The organism is Aeromonas rivuli (genome assembly GCF_020149575.1).
Lineage (GTDB): Bacteria > Pseudomonadota > Gammaproteobacteria > Enterobacterales > Aeromonadaceae > Aeromonas > Aeromonas rivuli.
Genome location: NZ_CP079742.1, coordinates 1,218,119 through 1,238,794, shown reverse-complemented (window position 1 = coordinate 1,238,794; position 20,676 = coordinate 1,218,119). Strand labels below are relative to the sequence as shown.

Genomic DNA, 20,676 nt, shown 5'->3' with positions numbered 1-20,676 from the left:
AGGAGTCTTTGAGTGCTCAGATACCAAGCTCAGTTGTTCTGGCTCGGAGTGCTGCTCCTCTTCCTGCTGATTTCTCTGTCATTGGCCACTGGCGCCGGTGTCTATGGTGGCCGCGAGGTCGCCGGTTTCCTGTTGGGCGATCCTCTCCTCGTCGCCGATGAAAAACTCGCCATGATAGTCAATACCCTGCGCCTGCCCCGCACCCTGGCGGCCCTGGTGGTGGGTGTCTGTCTCGCGCTGGCCGCCTCCATGCTGCAAAGTGCCACCCGCAATCCCCTGGCCGAACCCGGCCTGCTCGGCGTCAACGCCGGCGCCGTCTTCGCCCTGGTGATCGGCCTCACCTACTTCGGGGTCGAATCCGCCTACGGTTATCTGCTCTGGTCCGGCATGGGCGCCCTGCTCGGCAATGTCATCGTACTGGGCCTCGGCCTGATGGTGGGTAAATCCAACCCGCTCAAGCTCATCCTGGTGGGGGTCGCCCTCTCCGCCACCTTCGGCGGCCTCTCCAACTTCCTGCTGCTCTCCAACAAGGTGGTGCTTGAGCAGTTCCGTTTCTGGAACTTAGGATCCCTGGCCGCCTCCAGTCAGGATGCGGTGCTGACCGTGCTGCCCTTCGCCCTGGCTGGCCTGCTGCTGACCCTGGCCCTGTGCCGCCAGCTCACCCTGATGCAGATGGGGGACAACCAGGCCCAGGCCCTCGGCATCCGGCCGACCCGGGTGCGCATCGGCGTGCTCTTGGCCGCCACCCTGTTCACCGCCTGCGCCATCGCCATCGCTGGCCCCATCGGTTTCGTCGGCTTCCTGGCGGCCTATTGCGCCCGTCTGGTGGAGCCGGTACGCCTCGCCATCCAGGTGCGCTTCTCCGCCCTGTTCGGGGTGCTGTTCCTGCTCGGTGCCGACATACTGGCACGCTGGCTGCTGCAGCCGTTCGAGCTGCCGAACGGGGTGATCCTGGCGCTGATCGGCGCCCCCGTACTCATCCTGGTGGTGCGCAGCGGCGGTTTCCGCTCCCTGTTGGCCGTGAAATAGGGCATCTCATGACACACCCAATCAACAAGACTCCCTCGCCCGCCCTGCCAAGCGGCACCTTCTGCCTGCGAATGGGCAGCCGTACCCTGCTGCTTGAGCGCCGGGCCTGGTTCATCACCCTCGCCCTGGCGGTGGTGCTGGTGCTGCTCTCCCTGCTGGCGCTGACCCTGGGCTCGGGCAAGATCACCATGCTGGGGGTCATCCAGACCCTGCTGGGCGAGGGGAGCCGCCTCAGCGAGGTGACGGTGTTCAAGATCCGCTTGCCGCGCATCGTCGCCGTGCTGGTGGCGGGCGCCGCCATGGGCCTCTCCGGCTGCCTGGTACAGACCCTCATTCGCAACCGCCTCGCCACCCCGGACATGATCGGGGTCAACGAGGGGGCCTCCCTGGCCATCATCATCTTCTCCCTCTACCTGACCCTGGGCAGCTGGCCCTGGTGGGCCGCGCCGCTCGGCGCCCTGTTCGCCGCGGCCGTGCTCTATGCCCTGTGCAACAAGCCGGGGGAGCAGGGTTACCTGTTCGTGGTGATCGGCATCGGCGTCTCCGAGCTGATGAACGCCATCGGCCAGTTCGCCATGTCCACCCAATCCCTGGTGCACCTCACCAGCCTCTATCTGTGGAACATGGGCAACTTCGTCGGCCAGGGCTATGGCACTGTCGTACCGGTGGGAATACTGATCCTGCTCATCTGCCCCTGGATCATCTACCTCTCCCGCGCCCTCGGCGTGTTGCGCCTAGGATCCGTCACCGCCCAGACCCTCGGGGTGAATGTGAACCGGGTGCAGCTCGGGGTGCTGGCCCAGGCCATCATGGTGGCGGCGCTCGGCACCGCCATCGGCGGCCCGGTGGTGTTCATCGCCATGGCCGCCCCCATCCTCGCCTCCTGGCTCAGCCGGGATCGCACAGTGCCGCTCTGGATAGCAGCGCTGTCCGGCGCCCTGCTGCTGCTGGCGAGCGATACCCTGGTGCGGGTGCTGGCCAGCCCCCATGAGGTCGCCACCGGCATCATGACCCGTATTCTTGGCGGCATGCTGCTGCTGTTCATTCTGATCAAAGACAGACAACGGGCGGACTGATCATGACACTCATCCATTTCCAAGACAGACCGAGGGCCGCCTGATGACGCTCACCACCCATAACCTGCATTTCGGCTATCAGCACAAGACGGTCTTCAACGACGTCTCCTTCACCATTCCCAGGGGCAAACTGGTGGGCATCGTCGGCCCCAACGGCGGTGGCAAGTCCACCCTGCTCAAGCTGCTGGCGGGCCAGGAGCAGCCCCAGAGCGGGGAGATCCTGCTCAAGGGCAAGCCCCTAGGGAGCTATGGCATGAAGGCCCTGGCCCGGGAGCTGGCCTACCTGCCCCAGCGGCCGCTGATGCCCGCCGGTATCCGGGTCGAGCAGCTGGTGCAATATGGTCGCCATCCCCATCAGGGCTGGTTCAATCAGTGGAGCGAGGAGGATGCGCGCATGGTGCGCTGGGCCCGGGAGCAGATGCAGCTCGATGCCATCTGGCAGCAGAGTGCCAGTTCGCTGTCCGGCGGTCAGGCCCAGCGGGTCTGGCTCGCCATGGTGCTGGCCCAGGATGCGGACATCATCTTGCTGGACGAACCCACCAGCGCGCTGGACATCGGCCACCAGACCGAGGTGATGGAGGCCATCCACCAGATCACCGCCGAGGGCAAGACGGTGCTCATCGTCATTCACGATCTCGCCACCGCCGCCCGCTACTGCGACGAGCTGATCGCCCTGGGAGACGGCGGCGTTCAGGCCATGGGGCCCGCCCGGGAGGTGGTGACCAAGGCGCTCATCGACCGCCTCTACCAGACCGACGTCGATATCCTGCACGCCCCCGGCGACGGCGCCCCGGTGATAGTGCCGCGCAGACGCACCGAAGCGGCTTCGCAAACGGATAACCCTGCGGCCAGACAGCAGGCCTGAATGAAAAAACCGCCCATCCGGCGGTTTTTTACTGTCTCATCCCTTATGTCTTGCCCCCATCCGCCGTCAAAGTGCCAGCAGGGTGAGCAGACCCCCGGGCAGCCGTTGCCAGTGCAGGGTGCAGTGCCAGCCCGCGGGCAAGTCCGGGGCAAGCGCTGTCTTCAGGCTCAAAGTCAGAGATTGGGCCCCCATGGCCGACCAGCTGGCATCGAGAAAATCGAAATAGCGCCCCACCCTGGGATGGAGCGCCTTGAACAGGCTCTCCTTGGCCGAAAACACCAGGGTCAGCCCCTCTGCCACGCTCAGATCGGCAGCGGTGGCGCTCTCTGCCAGCCTCGCCCACTCCTCCTTATCGACGATGCCGGGCCAGAGCTGCGCGGCCTGGTCGGCATCGAGCCAGGCCTCCAGATCCAGCCCGAGCCCGGCGTGGCCGGGGCGCACTGCACAGAGCGCCATCCCCTCCCCCAGCAGCTGGCTGTGGCTGATGCTGCCCTCCATGCCTGCTGGCCAGCGCGGCTCGCGGGCCGCGCCTATGGTCACCACCTGGTCCCCCAGGCCGTAGGGGCTCAGGGCATGGCGCGCCGCCAGCCGACCCGCCAGAAACTCCCCCTGGCGTTTGGCCACGGCCCCTTTCAGGTTGGCGGGCAGGGTGATGGCATGGGCATCGAAGCTGGCCGAACTGAACGCAGCGAAGTCGAAACAGACCCGGTGGATCGGCAGCTTGTCCATCCCCGCCACTGTCAGCAGGTCGGTGTGGCGGATGAACTCCGTAGCGGGGGTAAGGGAAGGTAGCATCAGCACAATCTCGCAATGGGGAGTCCATGGTAGCAAAGCGCCGTCATGGCACAAATACAAATGACAACGTTTCTCAATTAACTTGTGATAGCATAGTCCCGCCCATTTGGGGCCAGTAGCAGACGGCTCATTCAGGCAACGCGTTCCGGCAGTCACGTGCCGGTAGTCACGTTCCGGTAATCAAATAGTGCCCGCAAACGGTGGCGCCGATTTCACCCATTAAGGATGTAACCATGACGATCCCCTCCCCCTTGGTAGCCGCGCTGGTACTGGCCAGTGTGATCGGCTGTCAGGCCCAGGCCCAGACTGACACCCGTCAAGTGACCGATGCCGATGGCAACACCCTGAGCGTGCCCGCTCACCCCAAGCGGGTGGTGGTGCTGAGTGAGCTCGATCTCGACACCGCCCTGACCCTGGGGGTGCAACCGGTCGGCACCGTCAATGGCCGTGGCCAGGCTACCCTGCCCCGCTACCTGCAAGGCAAGGCGGGCAAAGATATCGCCGTGGTCGGGGATCTGGACAATCCCAATCTGGAGCGCTTGATCGATCTGGAGCCAGATCTCATCCTGACCAATCAGACCAAGCCCGAGCTGCTGAGCCTGCTCAAGGAAATCGCCCCCACCGTGGTCACCGGCAACTGGGGTCAGCCCTGGAAAGAGGTGTTCAGCCGCAGCGCCCTGGTGCTCAATAAAGAAGCCGAAGGCAAGGCCTTCCTCGCCCAGTATGAGGCCCGTCTGCAACAGGCCCGCACCACGCTTGCCCAGCATCAGGGCGAGCGCTTGAGCATAGTGCGCTGGAATCCGAAGGGACCGAGCTACATGCACGGCGGCACCTTCGCCAGCAGCGTGGTGATGGAGATGGGTCTGGCCCGCCCGCCGCACCAGATAGGCGACAAGAGCCCCCACTCCCCGGCCCTGAGCCTGGAGTCCCTCAATCTGCTGGACGGTGACTGGCTGGTGATCGGCACCCTGAGTGCCAGCGGCGATGCGGTGGATGCCATGCAGCAGGCCGAGCAGACCCCGGCCTTCCAGCAGCTCGGTGCCATCAAGGCCAAGCGTTTCGGCGCCGTGGACGGGTCGCTCTGGACCTCCACCGGTGGTCCCCAGGCCGCCCTCAAGGTGATCGACGATGTCGAGCAGCTGATGAGCAAACCGGATGCGCTCCCCGTCACCCGCTGATCCTGCCCGTCCCCCCGTCAAAAAGAGAAGCCCGCATCGCTGCGGGCTTCTTGTTTATCGGCTTCTTGAGTTGTCCCGTCGCCTCACTCCGGCAAGGGCAGCGCCTTTCTGTCCAGTTTCCCGCTGCCGGTCTTGGGCAGGGCATCGAGCAAAATAATACGCACCGGCACCCTGTTGCTGAGGCAGCTGGCCTGCCAGCCCTCCATCACTCCGGTAAAGGCAGCGCCTTTCTGTCCAGTTTCCCGCTGCCGGTCTTGGGCAGGGCGTCCAGCAGGATGATACGCGCCGGCACCATATAGTGCGGCAGGCTGGCCTGTAGCCCCTTGCGCAGGGCCAGGCGATTGAGAGTTATCCCGGCCTTGGCCTCCACATAGCCCACCAGCATGGCCTCGTCCCCTTCGCCAAGCAGCCGCACCGCCGCCTCCTGCACCCCGGGTTGACGGCGCAGGCCCGCCTCAACCTCGCCGAGTTCGATGCGAAAACCGCGCAGTTTTATCTGATCGTCCCGCCGCCCCAGATAGCGGAAGCTATCCGCCCCCAGCTGCCGCACTCTGTCGCCCGTGCGATAGAGGCGATGATTATCGAGCCGCAGGAAGGCCGCCGCGGTGAGGGCGGGTTTGCGCCAGTAACCCTCGCACAGGGCCGGGCTCTCGATGCAGAGCTCGCCGCACTCCCCGTCGGCCACCGGCTGCCCCGTCTCGTCCAGCACCCAGTGGCGATAGCCGGGCAGGCTGTGACTGATGGTGATCTGCCCATCCGCCGGGGGCCAGCGCACCTCGCTCACCAGAGACCAGACGGTGGCCTCGGTCGGGCCATAACAGTTCCACAGCCGCCGGGTGCGGCTGCACAGCTGCTCGGCCAGCCCCGGATCCAGCGCCTCGCCGCCGCACAGGGCGGTCAGGCTGTCACTCCCCTGCCAGCCCGCTTTGAGCAGCATGCGCCAGCAAGCCGGGGTGGCCTGCAGCCAGTTGATCGACCTGTCCGCCGCCAGCAACGCCATCATCCCCAGGGGATCCTTGTTGTGCCGGTTGCCCGCCACCGTCAGCCGACCCCCGCTCCAGAGCGGCCCCAGCATCTCCAGCAGGGAGATGTCGAAGGCCGGGGTGGTGATGAAGAGCCAGTGACAAGCCGGGGTCAACCCGAGCCGCTCGCGGATCCCGTCGAGGAAGCAGAGCAGCGCACGCCGACTGATCACCACCCCCTTGGGTTCACCGGTCGAACCCGAGGTGAACATCATGTAGGCCGCTTGACTGTCATCCACCCGAGGCCAGAACATGGCCGCGTTCTCGTCGCCGGGTGCCAGCCGCGATAGCGGGCGCAGCGGGCAACCAAAGTCGGGCACCCCTTCGCCATGGTTGCAGATCACCGCCGAGAGCCGGGCCTGCCGGGCGATGCCCTGCAACCGCACCACCGGGAAATCAGGCTCCAGGGGCACGAAGGTGAGGCCGAGCCGCAAACAGGCGAGCAGGCTGGCCACCAGATCCGGCGTGCGATCCAGATAGAGACCTACCCGCTCCCCCACCGCCAGCCCCTGCAGGCTGGCGGCAATCTGGTCGACCCGGCCACTCAGCGCCCCATAGTCTTGCCAGACTCCATCCATGGCGATGGCCGGAGCCAGTGGTGTGCCATTGAGCATGCTCGTCAAGCGGGCACTCAACCCCTGCCCAACCACCTCGGCATGTGGCGGGGTTGTCCCCGCCTTGCTGGCTGCCAGCAATGCCTGCGCCGTCATGACACCGCCTCCGCCAGACGCACCAGCCAGTGGTTGAACAGTGCGCTGGGTGAGGCATGGGCCTTGAGATCCCGCAGGGTCAGCGGCTGGTGATCCGCCGCAAAGGCCCGATTCAGCGCCGCCAGCAGGGTGAGCTGCTGCACCGAATCCACCCCGAGCCCGGTCAGGCTCTGCTGCCAGCTCGCTCCCTCGCCACAGTGTTGCTGCCACAGGGCCAGCAGACGACGGGCCTGGGGATCCTGGGCCAAGGCATCGACCGGACAGGCCTCGCGCTGCGCAGGGGCCAGACTCGGAGCCGCTGCACGGGCCGCCTCGATGCCCGCCAAACGAGCGGGCTCGCTCAGGGAGGCCTCTGCCAGCCATTCAAGCTCCGCCATCCACTGCCCAAGGACCGCCTCGGCGCGTTCACGCCCTATCAGCTCGCCATCGTATTCGAAGCGCAGATTGAGTTGCCCGCCACGGGCATTCACCACCAGGGAGAGCGGCAGCTCCACCTTCTCGACCACGCTGCCAAAGTGCGGCATCAGCTGATGGGGCTCCAGCGTCCGGGGCCGCGCCGGCATGGGGTAGTTCTCGAACACGAACAGGCTCTGGAACAGACGAGCCCGGCCCTTGGTCAGGGCGGCGAGGGACTGGGTGCCGTGCTGGTTGAGGGCCAGCGAGTCCCGTTGCAGCTGCGCGATGTGCTGCCCGAGGCTCGCCTCGGTGCGCCAATCCAGGGCGAGCGGCAGGCTGTTGATATAGAGCCCGACGCTGTCGGTGATCCCCTCGATGGGGAAGTCCCGGCCCGGGGTCACGTTGCCGACCAGGGTGACCTCGTCGCCGCACTGGCGAGCGAGCAGCCGATGCCAGGCATACTGGGCCAACAGCCCGGCGGTCACGCCGAGCTCGCGGGCCCGACTTTCCAGTTGGGTAGAGACGTCTGATGCCAGGGTCTGGCCGCAGACCGCCGGCCTGTGCTGGGTGAGGTGCGGCTCCAGTGCCACCCCGAACAGGACGGCCAGATCGTTGGGCCGTGCCAGCAAGTGGGCGCGCCCCTGCCAATAGGCCTCATGCTCGGCTCTGTGACTGACGATATGGCGGCCGAATTCGAGCCAGGCCCGGTCCGGACTTGGCTGCGGCAGCCGCTCGTCGAGCTCGGCCTGCTGCATCCCCTGTTGATAGTGACGATGCAGGCTACCCAGCAGCACAGGGCCGCTCCAGCCATCCAGCACCCCATGGTGAGCGCTCAGGATCACCCTGTGGTGGTCGGGGGCCAGTTTGAAGCAGGCGATGCGCAGCAGCGGGGCCTTGTCCAGCGCAATGGGCCGGGCCAAGTCCTGCTGGCGATAGGCCGCGATGTGCGCCTCGGCCTGCACGTCGCCAGACAAGTCCTCATAGTGGAACGGCAGCTCGGCGTGGCGCAGGATGCGCTGCAGGGCAACGCCCTCCTCCACCAGCAAGGCGGCGCGCAGCACGGGCCAGCGGGCGAGCTGCCCCTGCCAGGCGGCCTGGTAGGCAGTCACATCCAGCCCCTGGTGATAGTCCATCTCGGTCTGCAGGTGGTAGGCGCTATCTCTGGGGGCCAGCGCCCTGTGATAGACCATGCTCTCCTGCAAAGAGGTCATGGGTAGCAGGGTCTCGACCTCGCCCCCCGCCAGTTGTGGATCCAGTACCCGATCCAGCGCAGCCTGGGAGAGGGGCAACCCCGGGAAGTCGCTCGGGGTGTGGCGCGGCTGCTGCACCGCGCAGCAGGCCTCGACCAGCGCCGTCAGATTGGCCGCCAGGGCCGTCATCAGAGCGTCGCTCGCCGTTTGGTTAAGCGCGCCGACCTGGCGCAGGGTGAGGCAACCGCCATAGACGCCGCCGTGCAGGCTGATGAGCTCGCGCGGCAGGTTCTGTGGCGCCGAGGGTTGGCCCGGCGCGATGGGCAATGGTTGCCAAGGGGCCGGCGTACCCCGGTGGGAGACCCCCAGGTAGTTAAAGACGATAACGGAGTGAGGCAATGCCTGACCACCAGGGTGGTGCAGGCGCAGGGCGTTGAAGCCCACCCCCTTGTCCGGCACCGCCCGCAGCCGCTCCTTGGTGTCGCACACCAGATCGCTCCACGACGCGTTATTGGCCAACGCCAGCGGATAGGTGCTGGTGAACCAGCCGAGGGTGCGACTCACATCCAGTTGCGGGTCGATAGCCTCACGGCCATGCCCTTCCAACATCACGCACTGTTTGGTGCCGTAACCGAGCTCGCTCAAGGTGCGGGTCAGGGCCGCCAGCAGCAAGTCCGGCACCTGGGTGAAGTGAGCCCGATTGGCCTCATCGATGAGGCGAGCCGTGGTGCTTTCATCCAGACGCAGCAGGCTGGCGGCGGCGCGGCCATCCGTGGCGCGCTGCGCCTCCAGCAGCCGTTGATCCATACCTTCCCCCTGGGCCTGCCAGAACGCCAGTTGCGCGGCTTCGCGAGTAGCATACGCGGCCAGCCCTTCGCCCCACTGGCGATAGCTGCTGCCCTTGGCCGGCAGCCCCTTGCCCTCGGCGAGATGCACCAGATCTTCGGCCAGGATCCGCCAGGAGACGGCATCGATGACCAGATGGTGGAAGGCGATAAAGAGCCCTTCAACCGGCGCTGCGTCCACCTCGCTCGCGAGGTTGCACAGCCGCGCCCAGGCCAGGGTCTGGCCCTGCTCTGGCGCAAAATCGCCCTGCCACTGGGTCAGGCGGGCCTGCAACTCGGTCTCATCCAGTCCGGCCGCATCCAGCACATGCAGGGGTGGCAGGGTCAGCGCGGGCAGATAGCGCTGACCGGTCTCGGTCACGGCCAGACGCAGGGCGTCGTGGTGACCGAGCAGGGTATTCATCCAGCCGATCAGGGCGGCATCGTCGATACCGACGGGCAGACGCAGGATCACCCCCTGGTTCCAGTGACCCGCCTTGGCAAAGCCCTGCTCGAAGAACCAGTGCTGAATGGGGTGCAGGGGGAATTCCCCCTCGAGCAGGCCCTGCTCCGTCAGGTGGCTGAGCTGCTGCTGGCCGAGCTGGCGGCAGAGGCGGCGCACCGTCTTGGCCTCGAACACGTCCTTGACGCTGCAATGCAGCCCCGCATCCCTTAGCCGCGTGGTGAGCTGGATGCTGAGGATGGAATCCCCGCCGAGGCGGAAGAAGTCATCCTCGACCCCGAGGGGCTGCTTGAGCACCCCTTGCCAGATAGCGAGCACTTGTCGCTCCAGCTCATCCTTGGCCTCGCTCTTGCTCTCCTGCCAATCGATGGCGGGCAGGCGGCGCAAGTCCAGCTTGCCGTTCGGGGTGAGCGGCATCTCGGCCAGCCAACAGAGCTTCACTGGCACCATGTATTCCGGCAGCTGTTCACCGGCCCGTTGCAGCAGGGCTTCGCCATCGGGCTCCCTCGCCCCGGCTTGCAGGCTGGCGTAAGCGAGCAGGCGACCCTGTTGTACCACCACCTTGATCTGGCGGATGGCGGGCTCCAACGCCGCAATCTGGGTTTCTATCTCCCCCGGCTCGATGCGATAGCCGCGCAGCTTGATCTGCTCGTCCAGTCGGCCCAGATAGCTGACATTGCCATCGCGGCGCAGCAGCGCCCGATCGCCGGTGCGGTAGAGGCGATGTGTACGACCGGCGTGAGTCAGCTCGACGAAGGCCTCATTGGTACGCTCCGGCAAGTTGAGGTAGCCACGGGCCAGGCCGAGCCCGGCCAGGCAGAGCTCGCCGGGTACCCCGACCGGGCAGGGGTTGCCTGCCTCGTCCAGGATCAGCGCTTTTAAATTGCTGATGGGCTGGCCTATGGTGATGGGCGCCCCCGGGCTGAGCCGCGCGCAGAGCGCCGTGACGGTGCACTCGGTCGGGCCGTACATGTTAAACAGCGCCACCCTGTCTCCCCAGCGCTCCACCAGGCTGCTCGGGCAGGCTTCGCCGCCAAAGCCGATGGCACGCAGGGAGCCGAGATCCGCTGGCGGCAGCAGATTGGCCAGCAGGGCGGTGGGCAATATCATATGGCTGGCGCCGCACGCCATGGCCCCATCGATCACCCCCTCCCCCGGCTCGCCGAAGTGCAGGGCCGCGCCGCAAGAGAGCGGCAGCAAGGTGGTCATGTTGCCCGCATCGAACGAGAGGGACATGCAGTTGAACATGGCGCCGTCCTGATCGAGATCGATGCGCGCCCCGTGATCCCCCATCAGGTTGACCAGGCTGCCCTGCTCCACCATGACCCCCTTGGGCAGACCTGTGGAGCCCGAGGTGTAGATGATCTGGGCCAGCATGGCGGCATCCCGGGGGATGGCGGGGGCGCTGGTCGGCAGCCCATCCAGCGCCAGCCGGTGCAGGTTGTGGTAACCGGCAGCCGTGCCCGCCAGCGCCTCCCCAAGCCGCGCATCCGGCTCGCCCCCTAGCACCAGCGCGATGCCAGCGTCGCTCAGGATATGGGCCAGCCGCTCGGCAGGATAGGCGGGATCGAGCGGCACATAGGCCGCCCCCACTTTCCAGCAGGCGAGCAAGGCGATGACGAAGGCAGCGTCCCGCCTGGCCTGGATGCCGATGGCGGCGCCCGGGGTCACGCCGCAGGATTGCAGCCAGTGGGCCAGCCGGTTGGCGCGCTCTTCCAGCTCGCCGTAACTCAGGGCACCCTCGCCGTCACTCACCGCCAGGGCGTCTGGACGGGACGCTGCGCGACGTTCGAACTGGCAGAGCAGGGTGTCGCGGCTGGGGTAGTCCTGCGGCAGGCTGGCCAGCTCGGCGGCGAGCGCGGCACTGTCTGTACCCGCTTCCAGGGGCAGTTGCCAGATATCGGTCTCCGGGGCCGCCACCACGGCGCGCATCAAATGCAGCAGGCGATCGGCGTAAGACTCGATGGTGGCGCGCTCGAACAGAGCGGTGGCGAACAGCCAGTCCACCCTGACGGAATCCATCAGCTCGGTCACCTTGACCGAGATGTCGGTCTTGGCGGGCAGCACCGGCGAGGTCTCCTCCAGCAGCTGACAGCCGGGAATGAGATCGTTGAAATCCACCTTGGCCTGATAGACCAGCATGATCTGGAAGATGGGGTTGATGGCGGTGGTGCGATCGGCGCCTATTGCCTCGGCCAGCGCCTCGAAGCGGTAGAGCTGGTGATCGAAGGCCGCCAGATCCTCCTCCCGGCACTGCTGCAGATAGTCGATAAAGCTGGGCTTACCGCTGAGTTGAGTGCGCAGTACCAGGGTATTGACGAAGAAGCCCACCAGAGACTCGATTTCGTGGCGCTCGCGGTAGGCGAGCGGGGTGCCGATGACGATTTCCTTTTCGCCGCTCTGGCGCACCATCAGCAGGGCGAACAGGGCGTGCAGACCGATAAAATTCGAGGTGTTGTGGCGCTGGCAGAGGCGCTTGAAGCTCTCCCACAGGGCGTTGTCTATGGTGGAGAAGACCAGCTCGCCGCCGCTGGCCTGATGGGCCGGGCGCGGCTTGTCCAGCGGCAGGCCATGTACCTCGGGGCTGCCGCCGAGCCTGTCCACCCAAAACGGCTTGAACTCGGCGTGATAATCCAGAAAACGCGGGGAGTTGAACCAGCGGGCATAGTCGAGATAGGTGAGCGGCAACTCGGGCACGCTCAAGGACTCCCGGTTCTGATGGGCCAGGAAGGCGCGCTTGAGATCGGCGAACATGTTCTTGACCGACCAGCCGTCGGAGATGATGTGGTGCTGGGTGATGAGCAGCACGTGCTCATGGCTGCCGAGGCGGATCAGGTGCACCCGGCTGAGATCCCCCTGGGTCAGGGAGAAGGGGCGCCCTATCTCTTCGCGCACCCGGCGGGCCACATAGGCCTCGCGCTCGACATCAGGCTCTGCACTCACATCCTCAATCTGCAGCCTGAACGGCTGGTGGGGCAGGATCTCCTGGGCCCCCCTGCCCGCCTCGTCCTTGACGAAGCGGGTACGCATGCTGGGGTGGCGGGCAAACAGGTGATCGAAGGCAAATTCCAGGGCGGCCGTGTCCAGCTCGCCACTGACCCGGAAGTAGACCGGCATGTTGTAGAGGTGGGAGGCCTCTTCGTACTGCTCGATAAACCAGAGTCCGCTCTGGGAGGAGGAGAGCGGCCCCTGCTGGGCGCCTTTCGTTTCAATCTGGGCAAGGATGGGGGCCTCGAAGGCGGCGCGGGCCGCCAGGCAGCGCACCAGCTCATCCTTGTGCGCCTTGATGAGGGCGCCGATGGCCGGGGTCACCGCCTCCTTGCTCGATTGGGAGATGAGCTGGCCCTTGTCATTCAGGGCCAGCTTCACCCCCTGCCGCTCCAGCTGTTTCAACAGCAAAATCATATTGTTCATCTGTTTCTCAGACCTCAGGCACTCAAGGTGGCGCCGCCATCGACGACCAGATCCTGCAGGGTGATGTGACTGGCCAAGTCCGAGGCCAGGAAGAGGACGGTATTGGCAATCTCCGCCGGGGTGGCGATCTTGTTCAGTGGTATACCGAGCTTGAACTGATCCGGCAGCCCTTTGATGGTGCGGGCCATGGCCGCCTCATCCGGCAACATGCCGCGCAGCATTTCGGTATCCGTCGAGCCCGGTGACACCAGGTTGACCCGCACGCCGAAGGTTGCCAGCTCCAGCCCGACCGTCTGGGTCAGGCTGGTGACCGCCGCCTTGGAGGCGCAGTAGGCCGCCATCTGCATGCGCGGCACATGGGCGGCGTTGGAGCCGATGGTGACGATGGCGCCGCGCTGCTGCCCCTTGAAGTGGGGCACCAGGGCCCGCAAGAGATAGAAGACGCCGCTGGCGTTGACCCCTATGCAGTCATCCCAATCCGCGTCGCTCAGGGTTTCGGTGGGGCCGAGGCGCAACACCCCGGCCCCGTTGACCAGCACATCCAGCCCGCCATCGGCCAGCAGCCGTTCACAGCAGGCATTGACCGCACCTGAGTCGCGAATGTCCAGCAGCCGGGTGGCGAAGGGGTAATCCGCATGGGGGAAGGCTTGATCCAGCCCGATCACCTCGGCGCCGGCGGCGACGAACTGCTGTGCCACCTCGCGCCCTATGCCACGGCCGGCCCCGGTCACCCAGACCCGCTTGCCGGTGAAATCAAAGGCCATCTTTTGCTGCTCCTGCTTCATCACTGTCTCCATCACCACACCATCTCCACGCTCTCTTCGTCTTCAGTCAGCTTGCCGTCGAGGAAGCGGCAGAAATCATCGAGGCGCGGGTGATCGAACACGTCGGAGACCTTGACCTGCACCCCGAACTCGGCGCCGAGCCGGTTCACTATCTGTATGGTCTGCAGGGACTGGCCCCCCAGCTCGAAGAAGTTGTCCGCAGGCGCCATGGTGGCCAGCCCCAGGATCTGCTGCCAGATGGCGCCAACCCTGTTCTCGGTCTCGCTGCCCAGGGTCAGGGCTTCCCCGCCCGCCTGGTACTGGGCCAGCAGCCCCTTACGATCCAGCTTGTTGGAGCCGGTGCGGGGCAGTTGATCAAAGTGGCGATAGTCGGTGGGGATCATGGCGGCGGGCAGCACTTTGGCGAGCTGCCCCTTGATGACCCGGCTGTCGCGCTCGGCCCCGGCCACGAAGGCCACCAGCCGGCGCACATTGCCGATGCTCACCCCCTGCACGCAGGCCTCATCCACCCCGGGCAGGGCCAGCAGCTGGGCCTCCACCTCGCCGGGCTGGATGCGATAGCCGCTTATCTTGAACTCGTTGTCACGGCGCCCCAGGTAGACCAGACGACCGGCCACCCAGCGCACCCGATCGCCGGTGCGATAGACGGGCAGATCCCCCTCACCGATCCTCAGGGTGCCAAAGCTTCCCGTAACGCCGCCCACATAGCCGTTGGCGAGCTGCGGGCCGAGCAGCACCAGCTCCCCCTCCTCGGCGGGTTGCTCCCCCGCCCCCAGAATGAGCGCCTGCATGCCAGGCAGCGGCAGGCCGATGGGCAGCTGGGCCTGGGTCGGATCTTCCCCTTGCAGCTCATGAGTAGTGACCACCACAGTGGTCTCGGTGGGGCCGTAGGTGTTGAACAGGCGCACATCAAGGCGGCCCTGGCGCTGCCACTGGGCCAGCTGCTCGGGGTAGACAGCCTCGCCACCGATGATGACGGTGGCGAGCGATGCCGGAATATGGGCCTGACCCGCCCCCAGCGACACCACCCACTCGTTCCAGAAGGCGGTAGGCAAATCGAGATGGGTGATCCCCTGCTGCTCTATCCCGGCCACGAAGGCGGGAATGGATTCGAGCAGGGCGTCGGTGCGCAGCACCAGGGTCGCACCGGCGCTCAGGGTGGCAAACACCTCCTCGATGCTGGCGTCGAAGTTGAAGGGGGCGAACTGCAGCATCCGCGCGCCTTCATCCAGGTGATAACGGCAGCGGGCGGCGGCGGCGAAGTGATCCAGGGCGCCGTGGCTGATGGCTACCCCCTTGGGCAGACCGGTCGAGCCCGAGGTGAACATCAGATAGGCCAGGGCGTTGCCGCTGGCGGGTTGGCAGAGGCGATCCGCGCTCACCAGATCCCCGGCCAACAGGGTGCGGCCTTCAAACAGGCTGGCCAGCTTGTGGCGATATTCGGCCTGGGTGATGAGCGTCTTGACCTCCCCCAGCCGCAGGATATGGCCCTGACGCTCCAGGGGCTGCTCGGGATCCAGCGGCACATAGACGGCGCCGGCCAGCAGCACCGCCAGCTGGGCGAAGATGGCCTGGGGAGAGCGAGAGAGCATGACGCCGACCCGCTCCCCCGGCTGCACACCGGCAGCCTGCAGGGCTGCGGCCATCTGCTCGGCGCGGGTCAGCAGCCCTTCGTAGCTAAAGCGGGCCTCTCCCTGCCCCAGCGCTATCTTGTGCGGGGTGTGCGCCGCGAAGTGACAGAGCGCGTCCAGCACCGGCTGCACCTTGAGCTGCTCGTGGGCGGGGCCGCAGATAAGGGCCCCCTGACGCTGCTCGGCCAGCCAGTCGGCCTTGAGGGTGCCCAGGGTCAGGGCGGGCTGGGCCAGCCAGCGGCCCAGCAGGGTGAACAGGGTATCGGCGATGGCCGCCAGATCGGTCTGCTGGTAGCAGCCGGGGTTGGCATCCAGATCCAGTCTGGGCTGGCCATCGACGCCGACCTGGATTTCGATGGTGAGATCCTCCACCGGCCCGGCGCTGATGTTGAGGATATGGGCACTGAGCGGCCCGAAGCGGCGGGCATGATCGAACGGCATGATGTTGACCAGGGGGCCAAACAGGCGCTTGTCGCCTCCCACCAGCCCAAGGTCGCGACGCAGCAACTCGTAGCGATAGTGTTGATGCTTGCGCACCCCGCGCTTGGCCTTGGCAACTGAGCCGGCGGCGCCCGCCAGATCCAGGGCATCCCCGAGATCCAGCGCCAGCGGGGTGATGTTCATCTGCATGCAGGGCACGGTCAGGGACGCCGATCCGATGCGGTTCATCATCATCAGGCCGAGCAGGGTCTCGCGCTGGCCGCTGGCCAGCGACAGCTGGGCCGAGAGACCGGCCAGCAGCAGATCGGGCCAACCCAGCTTGTGCTCGTCGGCAAAGCCGGTCAGGGATTGCCACAGTGCCGCCGGCAGCGGGCGGCTCTCGCGAATAAACTCGGCGGCGATGGGGGCGCGGGCCTCGCCAAAGGACTTCACCTCGGGCCAGTCCTGCAACTGCTCCTGCCAGAAGCTGCGGGCGGCGGCGTTCTTGCCGCTCTCTTCCCGGGTCACTTCTTCTGCCAACACCTCATCCAGCAGGCCGAAGGGGGACGGCGACAGCATGGCCCCCGTCAGCCCTTCCCCATAGAGCTCGGCGATGCGCTGAAACAGCAAGGTGGTACCAAAACCATCGAGGGCGATGTGATGCACACAGCTGTAGAGATAATCCCGCTCCAATCCACGCAGCAGGGCGAAGCGGCAGGGGGATTCGCGGGTCAGCTCGAACGGACGGCGCAGATCCGCCCAGGCCCAGGCGCGGGCGGCGGCCTCGTCGTCACTCGCAAGGTTCACCTCCCCATAGGCGAGCGGTGCCTCGTGGGAGACGAAGCAGACCGCCTCCCCGTTCTGCTCGAAGTGGCCCTTGAGGGCCTCGCACTCGCCCACAGCCCTGGTGAGCGCGGCCACCAGCAGGTTGCCATCGACCTTGCCATCGAAGGCGATGCACTCGGCGGTGTTGAACATCGCCTTGTCATCGTTGAGTAGATGACCGGACCAGAGCCCCTGCTGGGGAATGGTGAGGGGGAAGCGACTCATGGGGTCACCTCCAAGGTTTTTTGCTCAGCCAGCTTAGACTCCACCAGGCGCCACCAGCCATTGAGGGTCGGCGTCTTGGCCAAGTCCACGAAGCCGAGCTCCACCCCGGCGGCGCGCCACTCGGTGAGCAGGGACATGATGCGCACCGAGTCGAGACCGTAGTCGATGAGGTTCTCGTCCGCATCGAACTCTTCTTCATCCTCGTCGATATGGCTCAGCAGCCTGGCCTTGAGCCCGTCATAGCTCAGCAAGGGGTTCTGCTCTTCTGCTTGAGCCGCCTTGGCCACTGGTGCTATGGCCAGCACCTCCTCGCAAAGCACTACCTTGCCGCAGCGGGTCGCCACGTAGTCCAGCGCCATCTGGTGATCGGCCAGGGAAAAGTCCGCCACCCCGTCCGCCAGGAAGAAGGGCTGGATGTCGCGCATAAAGGCGTCGCAGGCGGTCATCATGCAGCCGATATGGCCGTAGATGCCGCCGATGATGAGCTGATCCCGCCCCTGCGCTTTGAGCATCTGCTCGAGCTCGGAGCGCTGGAAGGCGCTGTAGCGCCACTTGACCAGCACCACATCGTCCCGCTCGGGACACAGCGGTGCCACCACCTGCTGCAGCTCCGGGCGCTTGTTCAGCCCCGGGCCCCACATGTCGTTGAGCAGGGCGCGATCCTCTGGCGCCTGATCCTTGGGCTGGGCCGTGTAGTAAACCGGAATGCCGAGGGCCTTGCAGTGCTTGCGCACCGCGGCCAGACGCGCGACAAGCTCGCCAATGAGAGGGCTGTGCTCGCCATAGAAGGCGGTGAAGTACTCCTGCATGTCGTGGATGAGCAGGGCGGCGCGGCGCGGCTCCAGGGTCCAGCTGACCTTGTTGGCCTTCCATTGGCTGGGCATGGCGTAATTGTTCAGAGTAGGGATAGCCATAACGTCATGATTCCTTTTAGTTTTAAACTGTGAATGTGCTGTCTGCCTGGCTGCTGGCAAGAGAGTGGGCGATGCGCTCACGCAGTCCCTTCTTGTCAATCTTGCCCACCGCCGTCATAGGCAGGGCCGCGAGGATCTCGAAGCGGTCCGGCAATTTGAATTCGGCCACGCCGCGCGAGCGCAGGAACTTGCGCAAGATAAGCGCCTTGAGGCCCGGCTCGGTGGTGACGATAAAGGCGCAGCTCTTCTCCCCCATGGTGCTGTCCGGCATGGAGACCAGAGCCGCCTGGGTGATGGCCGGGTGGTGCAGCAACTGGTTCTCCACCTCTTCCGCCGCTATCTTCTCGCCGCCGCGGTTGATCTGATCCTTCTGCCGACCCACCACGGTCAGGTAACCATCGGGGTCTTGTACCACCAGATCGCCGGAGCAGTAGAAGCCCTCGCTATCGAACACCCGAGCGTTGTGGGCCGGGCTCTGGTAGTAGCCGCGGAAGGTGTAGGGGCCGCGGGTGTGCAGGGCGCCGGGCTGGCCCGGGGAGACCGGATTGCCCGCCTCATCGAGGATGCGCACCTCGTCATCCGGGCTCATGGGGCTGCCCTGGGTGTGGATGATCTTCTCGTCGGGGTCAGAGAGCCGGGTGTAGTTGACCAGGCCTTCGGCCATGCCGAACACCTGCTGCAGCCGGCAACCGAGCAGCGGGCGGATCTTTCTGGCCACCGCCTCGGCCAGCTTGGCACCGCCCACTTGCAGCAAGGTCAGGCTGGCGAGCTGACTGCGCACTGACGGGTCGGCTTCGGCCGCCTGCAACCAGAGGGAGACCGCAGGCGGCACCAATGAGGTCAGGTTGACGCTGTGGCGGGCCACCAGCGGGAAACAGCTCGTGGGGCTGGGATCTTGGGCCAGCACCACGGTGCCACCCGCCTCGAACACCCCCAGCGCACCGGGGGAGCTCAGGGGGAAGTTGTGGGGGGCCGGCAGGGCGCACAGGTAACGGGTATGGGGGCCGAGGCCACAGATCTCGTTGCTGCGGCGCACGCTGTAGAGATAGTCGTCGTGAGTGCGGGGAATGAGCTTGGGAGTGCCTGTGCTGCCGCCGGAGAGCTGGAAGAAGGCCACCTCGTCCGCCGGGCTCGGGCCATGGGCCGGAGTCTGGGTCGGGCTGACATCCATCTCACCGAGCCAGTGGGCCAATCCCAACGCACCGCCTTCACCATCGAGCAGCACCAGCTCGGCGCCCATGGTTTGCAGCAATTCACCGCTGCGATCTCCGCTTGCAAACAGGGGATGAGCGAGCGAGCCGATAAACAGCCTGGGGCGGATCTGCTCGGCGTAAGAGGCCAGCTCCAGCCGATTGTGGCTAAAGAGCGCATTGACCGGGGCTATGCCGACTTTGAGCAGGGCGAAGAACACCTGATAAAACTCGGCCACGTTGGGCAGTTGCACCAGGGCAGTATCGCCGACCCTGAAGCCATGGCGGGCGAGCCGCGCGGCCAGCCGGGTCGAGCTGGCATCGAGTTCAACGTAGCTGAGGCTGCGCTCGCCGCAGACAATGGCAGTGGCAGTGGCATCCGGCGCCGCGTCGCACTGGCGGCTCAACATGGCGGTCAGCGGTTCACCCCGCCAATGACCCTTGGCGCGGTACGATTCGGCCAGCTCGGTCGGCCAGCGGGTGTAGGGCAGGAAGCGGTTGGATTGACTCATAACGCCACCTCGGTGCCGAGGCCCAGGGCTTTTAGCATGGTGCCGAGCTTGGTGCCGGTCTCGGCCCACTCCATGGCGGGATCCGAGCCCGCGACGATGCCAGCCCCGGCGAACAGCTCCACATGGTGGCCATCGAGCACGCCGCAGCGGATCACCACAGCCCACTCGCCGTTGCCCTGGCTGTCGCACCAGCCGACGATGCCGCTGAACAGGGCGCGCCTGAAGGGCTCCTGCTCGCGGATGAACTGGCGCGCCAGCTCGGTGGGATAACCGCACAGGGCCGGGGTGGGGTGCAGCTGGCAGGCGAGGGAGAGCACCGAGGCCTCTCCCCCGTGCAACTGGCCCGCGATGGGGGTGCCCAGATGCCAGAGGGTGTCGGTGCTCATCAATGAGGGTGACGGGGGAATGGTCAGCTCACGGCAGTGAGGGGCCAGCACCCGCCGGATCTCGTCGATCACCAGCCGGTGTTCATGCTGATCCTTGTGGGAGGCCAGCAGCTTGCTCGCCACCGCCTCATCCTGCTCCGGCTCGCCGCCGCGCTTGGCCGAACCGGCCAGCGGATGGGTGAAGACCGCGCCCTCACTGACCCGCAGCAGCAGTTCGGGGCTGGCGCCGATAAGGCGGCGGCCCTGCCCGAGCGGCAAGGAGAAGTGAAAGGCGTTGGGGTTCTGGGCCATCAAGCGGGCCAGCACCTGCTCGGGGTCGGCGGGTTGGCTCAGTTGCAGCGTGAGCTTGCGCGACAGCACCACCTTGGCGAGGGTGCCTTGCGCGAACGCATCGAGGGCCGAACTCACCGAGGCCTGAAACTCGGCGGCGGCGGGGATGCTGCGCACCGAGATGGCCTGGTTAGACACCTGGGGAGAAGGCGCGCTGACCCGGCGCGAGCTGCGCTCAACGCGGCCAGGCACATAGAGGCAGGAGGCCTCGCCAGGATCGAAGGCAAAGGCGCCGATCAACAGCGGGTTAGCCTGGCCTGCGGCCTGCGCTGCCGCCAGGGCCTGGGCTATCTGCCGCTCCAGCCGCGACCATTCACAGGCTGGCGTCCTGATCGGCTGGCCCAGATCATGAGCCCGGATCTCTCCCAGGCTCGACGTAAACAGGATGTCGGGGGGCGCGGCCTGAACCGGCGCACGGGTTTCCATCACAAGAGTATCCATATCACACCCATTTAATACGACTCAAAATGATAATCATTATCAGTTTGTATTTATG

Annotated in this window: 13 protein-coding genes; 4 read left to right on the top strand and 9 right to left on the bottom strand. The window is 66.1% G+C overall.

Annotated features, from left to right (window positions below):
* Positions 1-12: 12 nt before the first annotated feature.
* The 3 genes from KYK33_RS05940 to KYK33_RS05930 are packed head-to-tail and all read left to right on the top strand — an operon-like array spanning position 13 to position 2,970.
* Complete coding sequence (locus tag KYK33_RS05940) at positions 13-1,029, top strand: amonabactin ABC transporter permease subunit 2 (RefSeq protein ID WP_224432357.1); 1,017 nt, start codon at positions 13-15, stop codon at positions 1,027-1,029.
* 8 nt (positions 1,030-1,037) lie between these two features.
* Complete coding sequence (locus KYK33_RS05935) at positions 1,038-2,105, top strand: amonabactin ABC transporter permease subunit 1 (RefSeq protein WP_224432356.1); 1,068 nt, start codon at positions 1,038-1,040, stop codon at positions 2,103-2,105.
* Between the two features lie 43 nt (positions 2,106-2,148).
* Positions 2,149-2,970 carry an amonabactin ABC transporter ATP-binding protein gene (locus KYK33_RS05930; protein WP_224432355.1) on the top strand — a complete coding sequence of 274 codons (822 nt, stop codon included), beginning with the start codon at positions 2,149-2,151 and terminating at the stop codon, positions 2,968-2,970.
* A gap of 66 nt (positions 2,971-3,036) precedes the next feature.
* Here KYK33_RS05930 and KYK33_RS05925 read toward each other — a convergent pair whose 3' ends face one another.
* Positions 3,037-3,765, bottom strand: a complete 729-nt coding sequence (locus tag KYK33_RS05925) for a 4'-phosphopantetheinyl transferase family protein (protein WP_396021381.1) — start codon at positions 3,763-3,765, stop codon at positions 3,037-3,039.
* 233 nt (positions 3,766-3,998) lie between these two features.
* On the opposite strand from KYK33_RS05925, the gene KYK33_RS05920 reads away from it, so the two are divergent.
* On the top strand, positions 3,999-4,943 hold the full coding sequence (locus tag KYK33_RS05920) for an ABC transporter substrate-binding protein (RefSeq protein ID WP_224432353.1): 945 nt from the start codon (positions 3,999-4,001) through the stop codon (positions 4,941-4,943).
* An 83-nt stretch (positions 4,944-5,026) separates the two neighbouring features.
* Here KYK33_RS05920 and KYK33_RS20120 read toward each other — a convergent pair whose 3' ends face one another.
* Genes KYK33_RS20120 through KYK33_RS05885 form a run of 8 tightly spaced genes read right to left on the bottom strand, consistent with a single transcriptional unit; the run spans position 5,027 to position 20,621 of the window.
* On the bottom strand, positions 5,027-5,149 hold the full coding sequence (locus KYK33_RS20120; protein WP_263480014.1) for a hypothetical protein: 123 nt from the start codon (positions 5,147-5,149) through the stop codon (positions 5,027-5,029).
* Positions 5,149-6,660 carry an amino acid adenylation domain-containing protein gene (locus KYK33_RS05915; RefSeq protein WP_396021394.1) on the bottom strand — a complete coding sequence of 504 codons (1,512 nt, stop codon included), beginning with the start codon at positions 6,658-6,660 and terminating at the stop codon, positions 5,149-5,151. The genes KYK33_RS20120 and KYK33_RS05915 overlap by 1 nt, the downstream gene beginning before the upstream one ends.
* Positions 6,661-6,671: 11 nt before the next feature.
* Positions 6,672-12,962 (bottom strand): non-ribosomal peptide synthetase, encoded by a 6,291-nt coding sequence (locus KYK33_RS05910; RefSeq protein WP_224432352.1) that lies wholly within the window; start codon positions 12,960-12,962, stop codon positions 6,672-6,674.
* Between the two features lie 14 nt (positions 12,963-12,976).
* Positions 12,977-13,726, bottom strand: a complete 750-nt coding sequence (dhbA, locus tag KYK33_RS05905; protein ID WP_224432954.1) for a 2,3-dihydro-2,3-dihydroxybenzoate dehydrogenase — start codon at positions 13,724-13,726, stop codon at positions 12,977-12,979.
* A gap of 32 nt (positions 13,727-13,758) precedes the next feature.
* On the bottom strand, positions 13,759-16,848 hold the full coding sequence (gene amoF / locus KYK33_RS05900; protein ID WP_224432351.1) for an amonabactin biosynthesis non-ribosomal peptide synthetase AmoF: 3,090 nt from the start codon (positions 16,846-16,848) through the stop codon (positions 13,759-13,761).
* Positions 16,845-17,762: an isochorismatase family protein gene (locus KYK33_RS05895; RefSeq protein ID WP_224432350.1), complete on the bottom strand. Its 918-nt coding sequence runs from the start codon at positions 17,760-17,762 to the stop codon at positions 16,845-16,847. The genes amoF and KYK33_RS05895 overlap by 4 nt, the downstream gene beginning before the upstream one ends.
* A gap of 22 nt (positions 17,763-17,784) precedes the next feature.
* The gene (locus KYK33_RS05890) at positions 17,785-19,464 is read right to left on the bottom strand and encodes a (2,3-dihydroxybenzoyl)adenylate synthase (RefSeq protein ID WP_224432349.1); all 1,680 of its coding nucleotides are present in this window, start codon (positions 19,462-19,464) and stop codon (positions 17,785-17,787) included.
* Positions 19,461-20,621: an isochorismate synthase gene (locus tag KYK33_RS05885; protein ID WP_224432348.1), complete on the bottom strand. Its 1,161-nt coding sequence runs from the start codon at positions 20,619-20,621 to the stop codon at positions 19,461-19,463. Before KYK33_RS05885 ends, KYK33_RS05890 begins: the two co-directional genes overlap by 4 nt.
* Positions 20,622-20,676 lie beyond the last annotated feature (55 nt).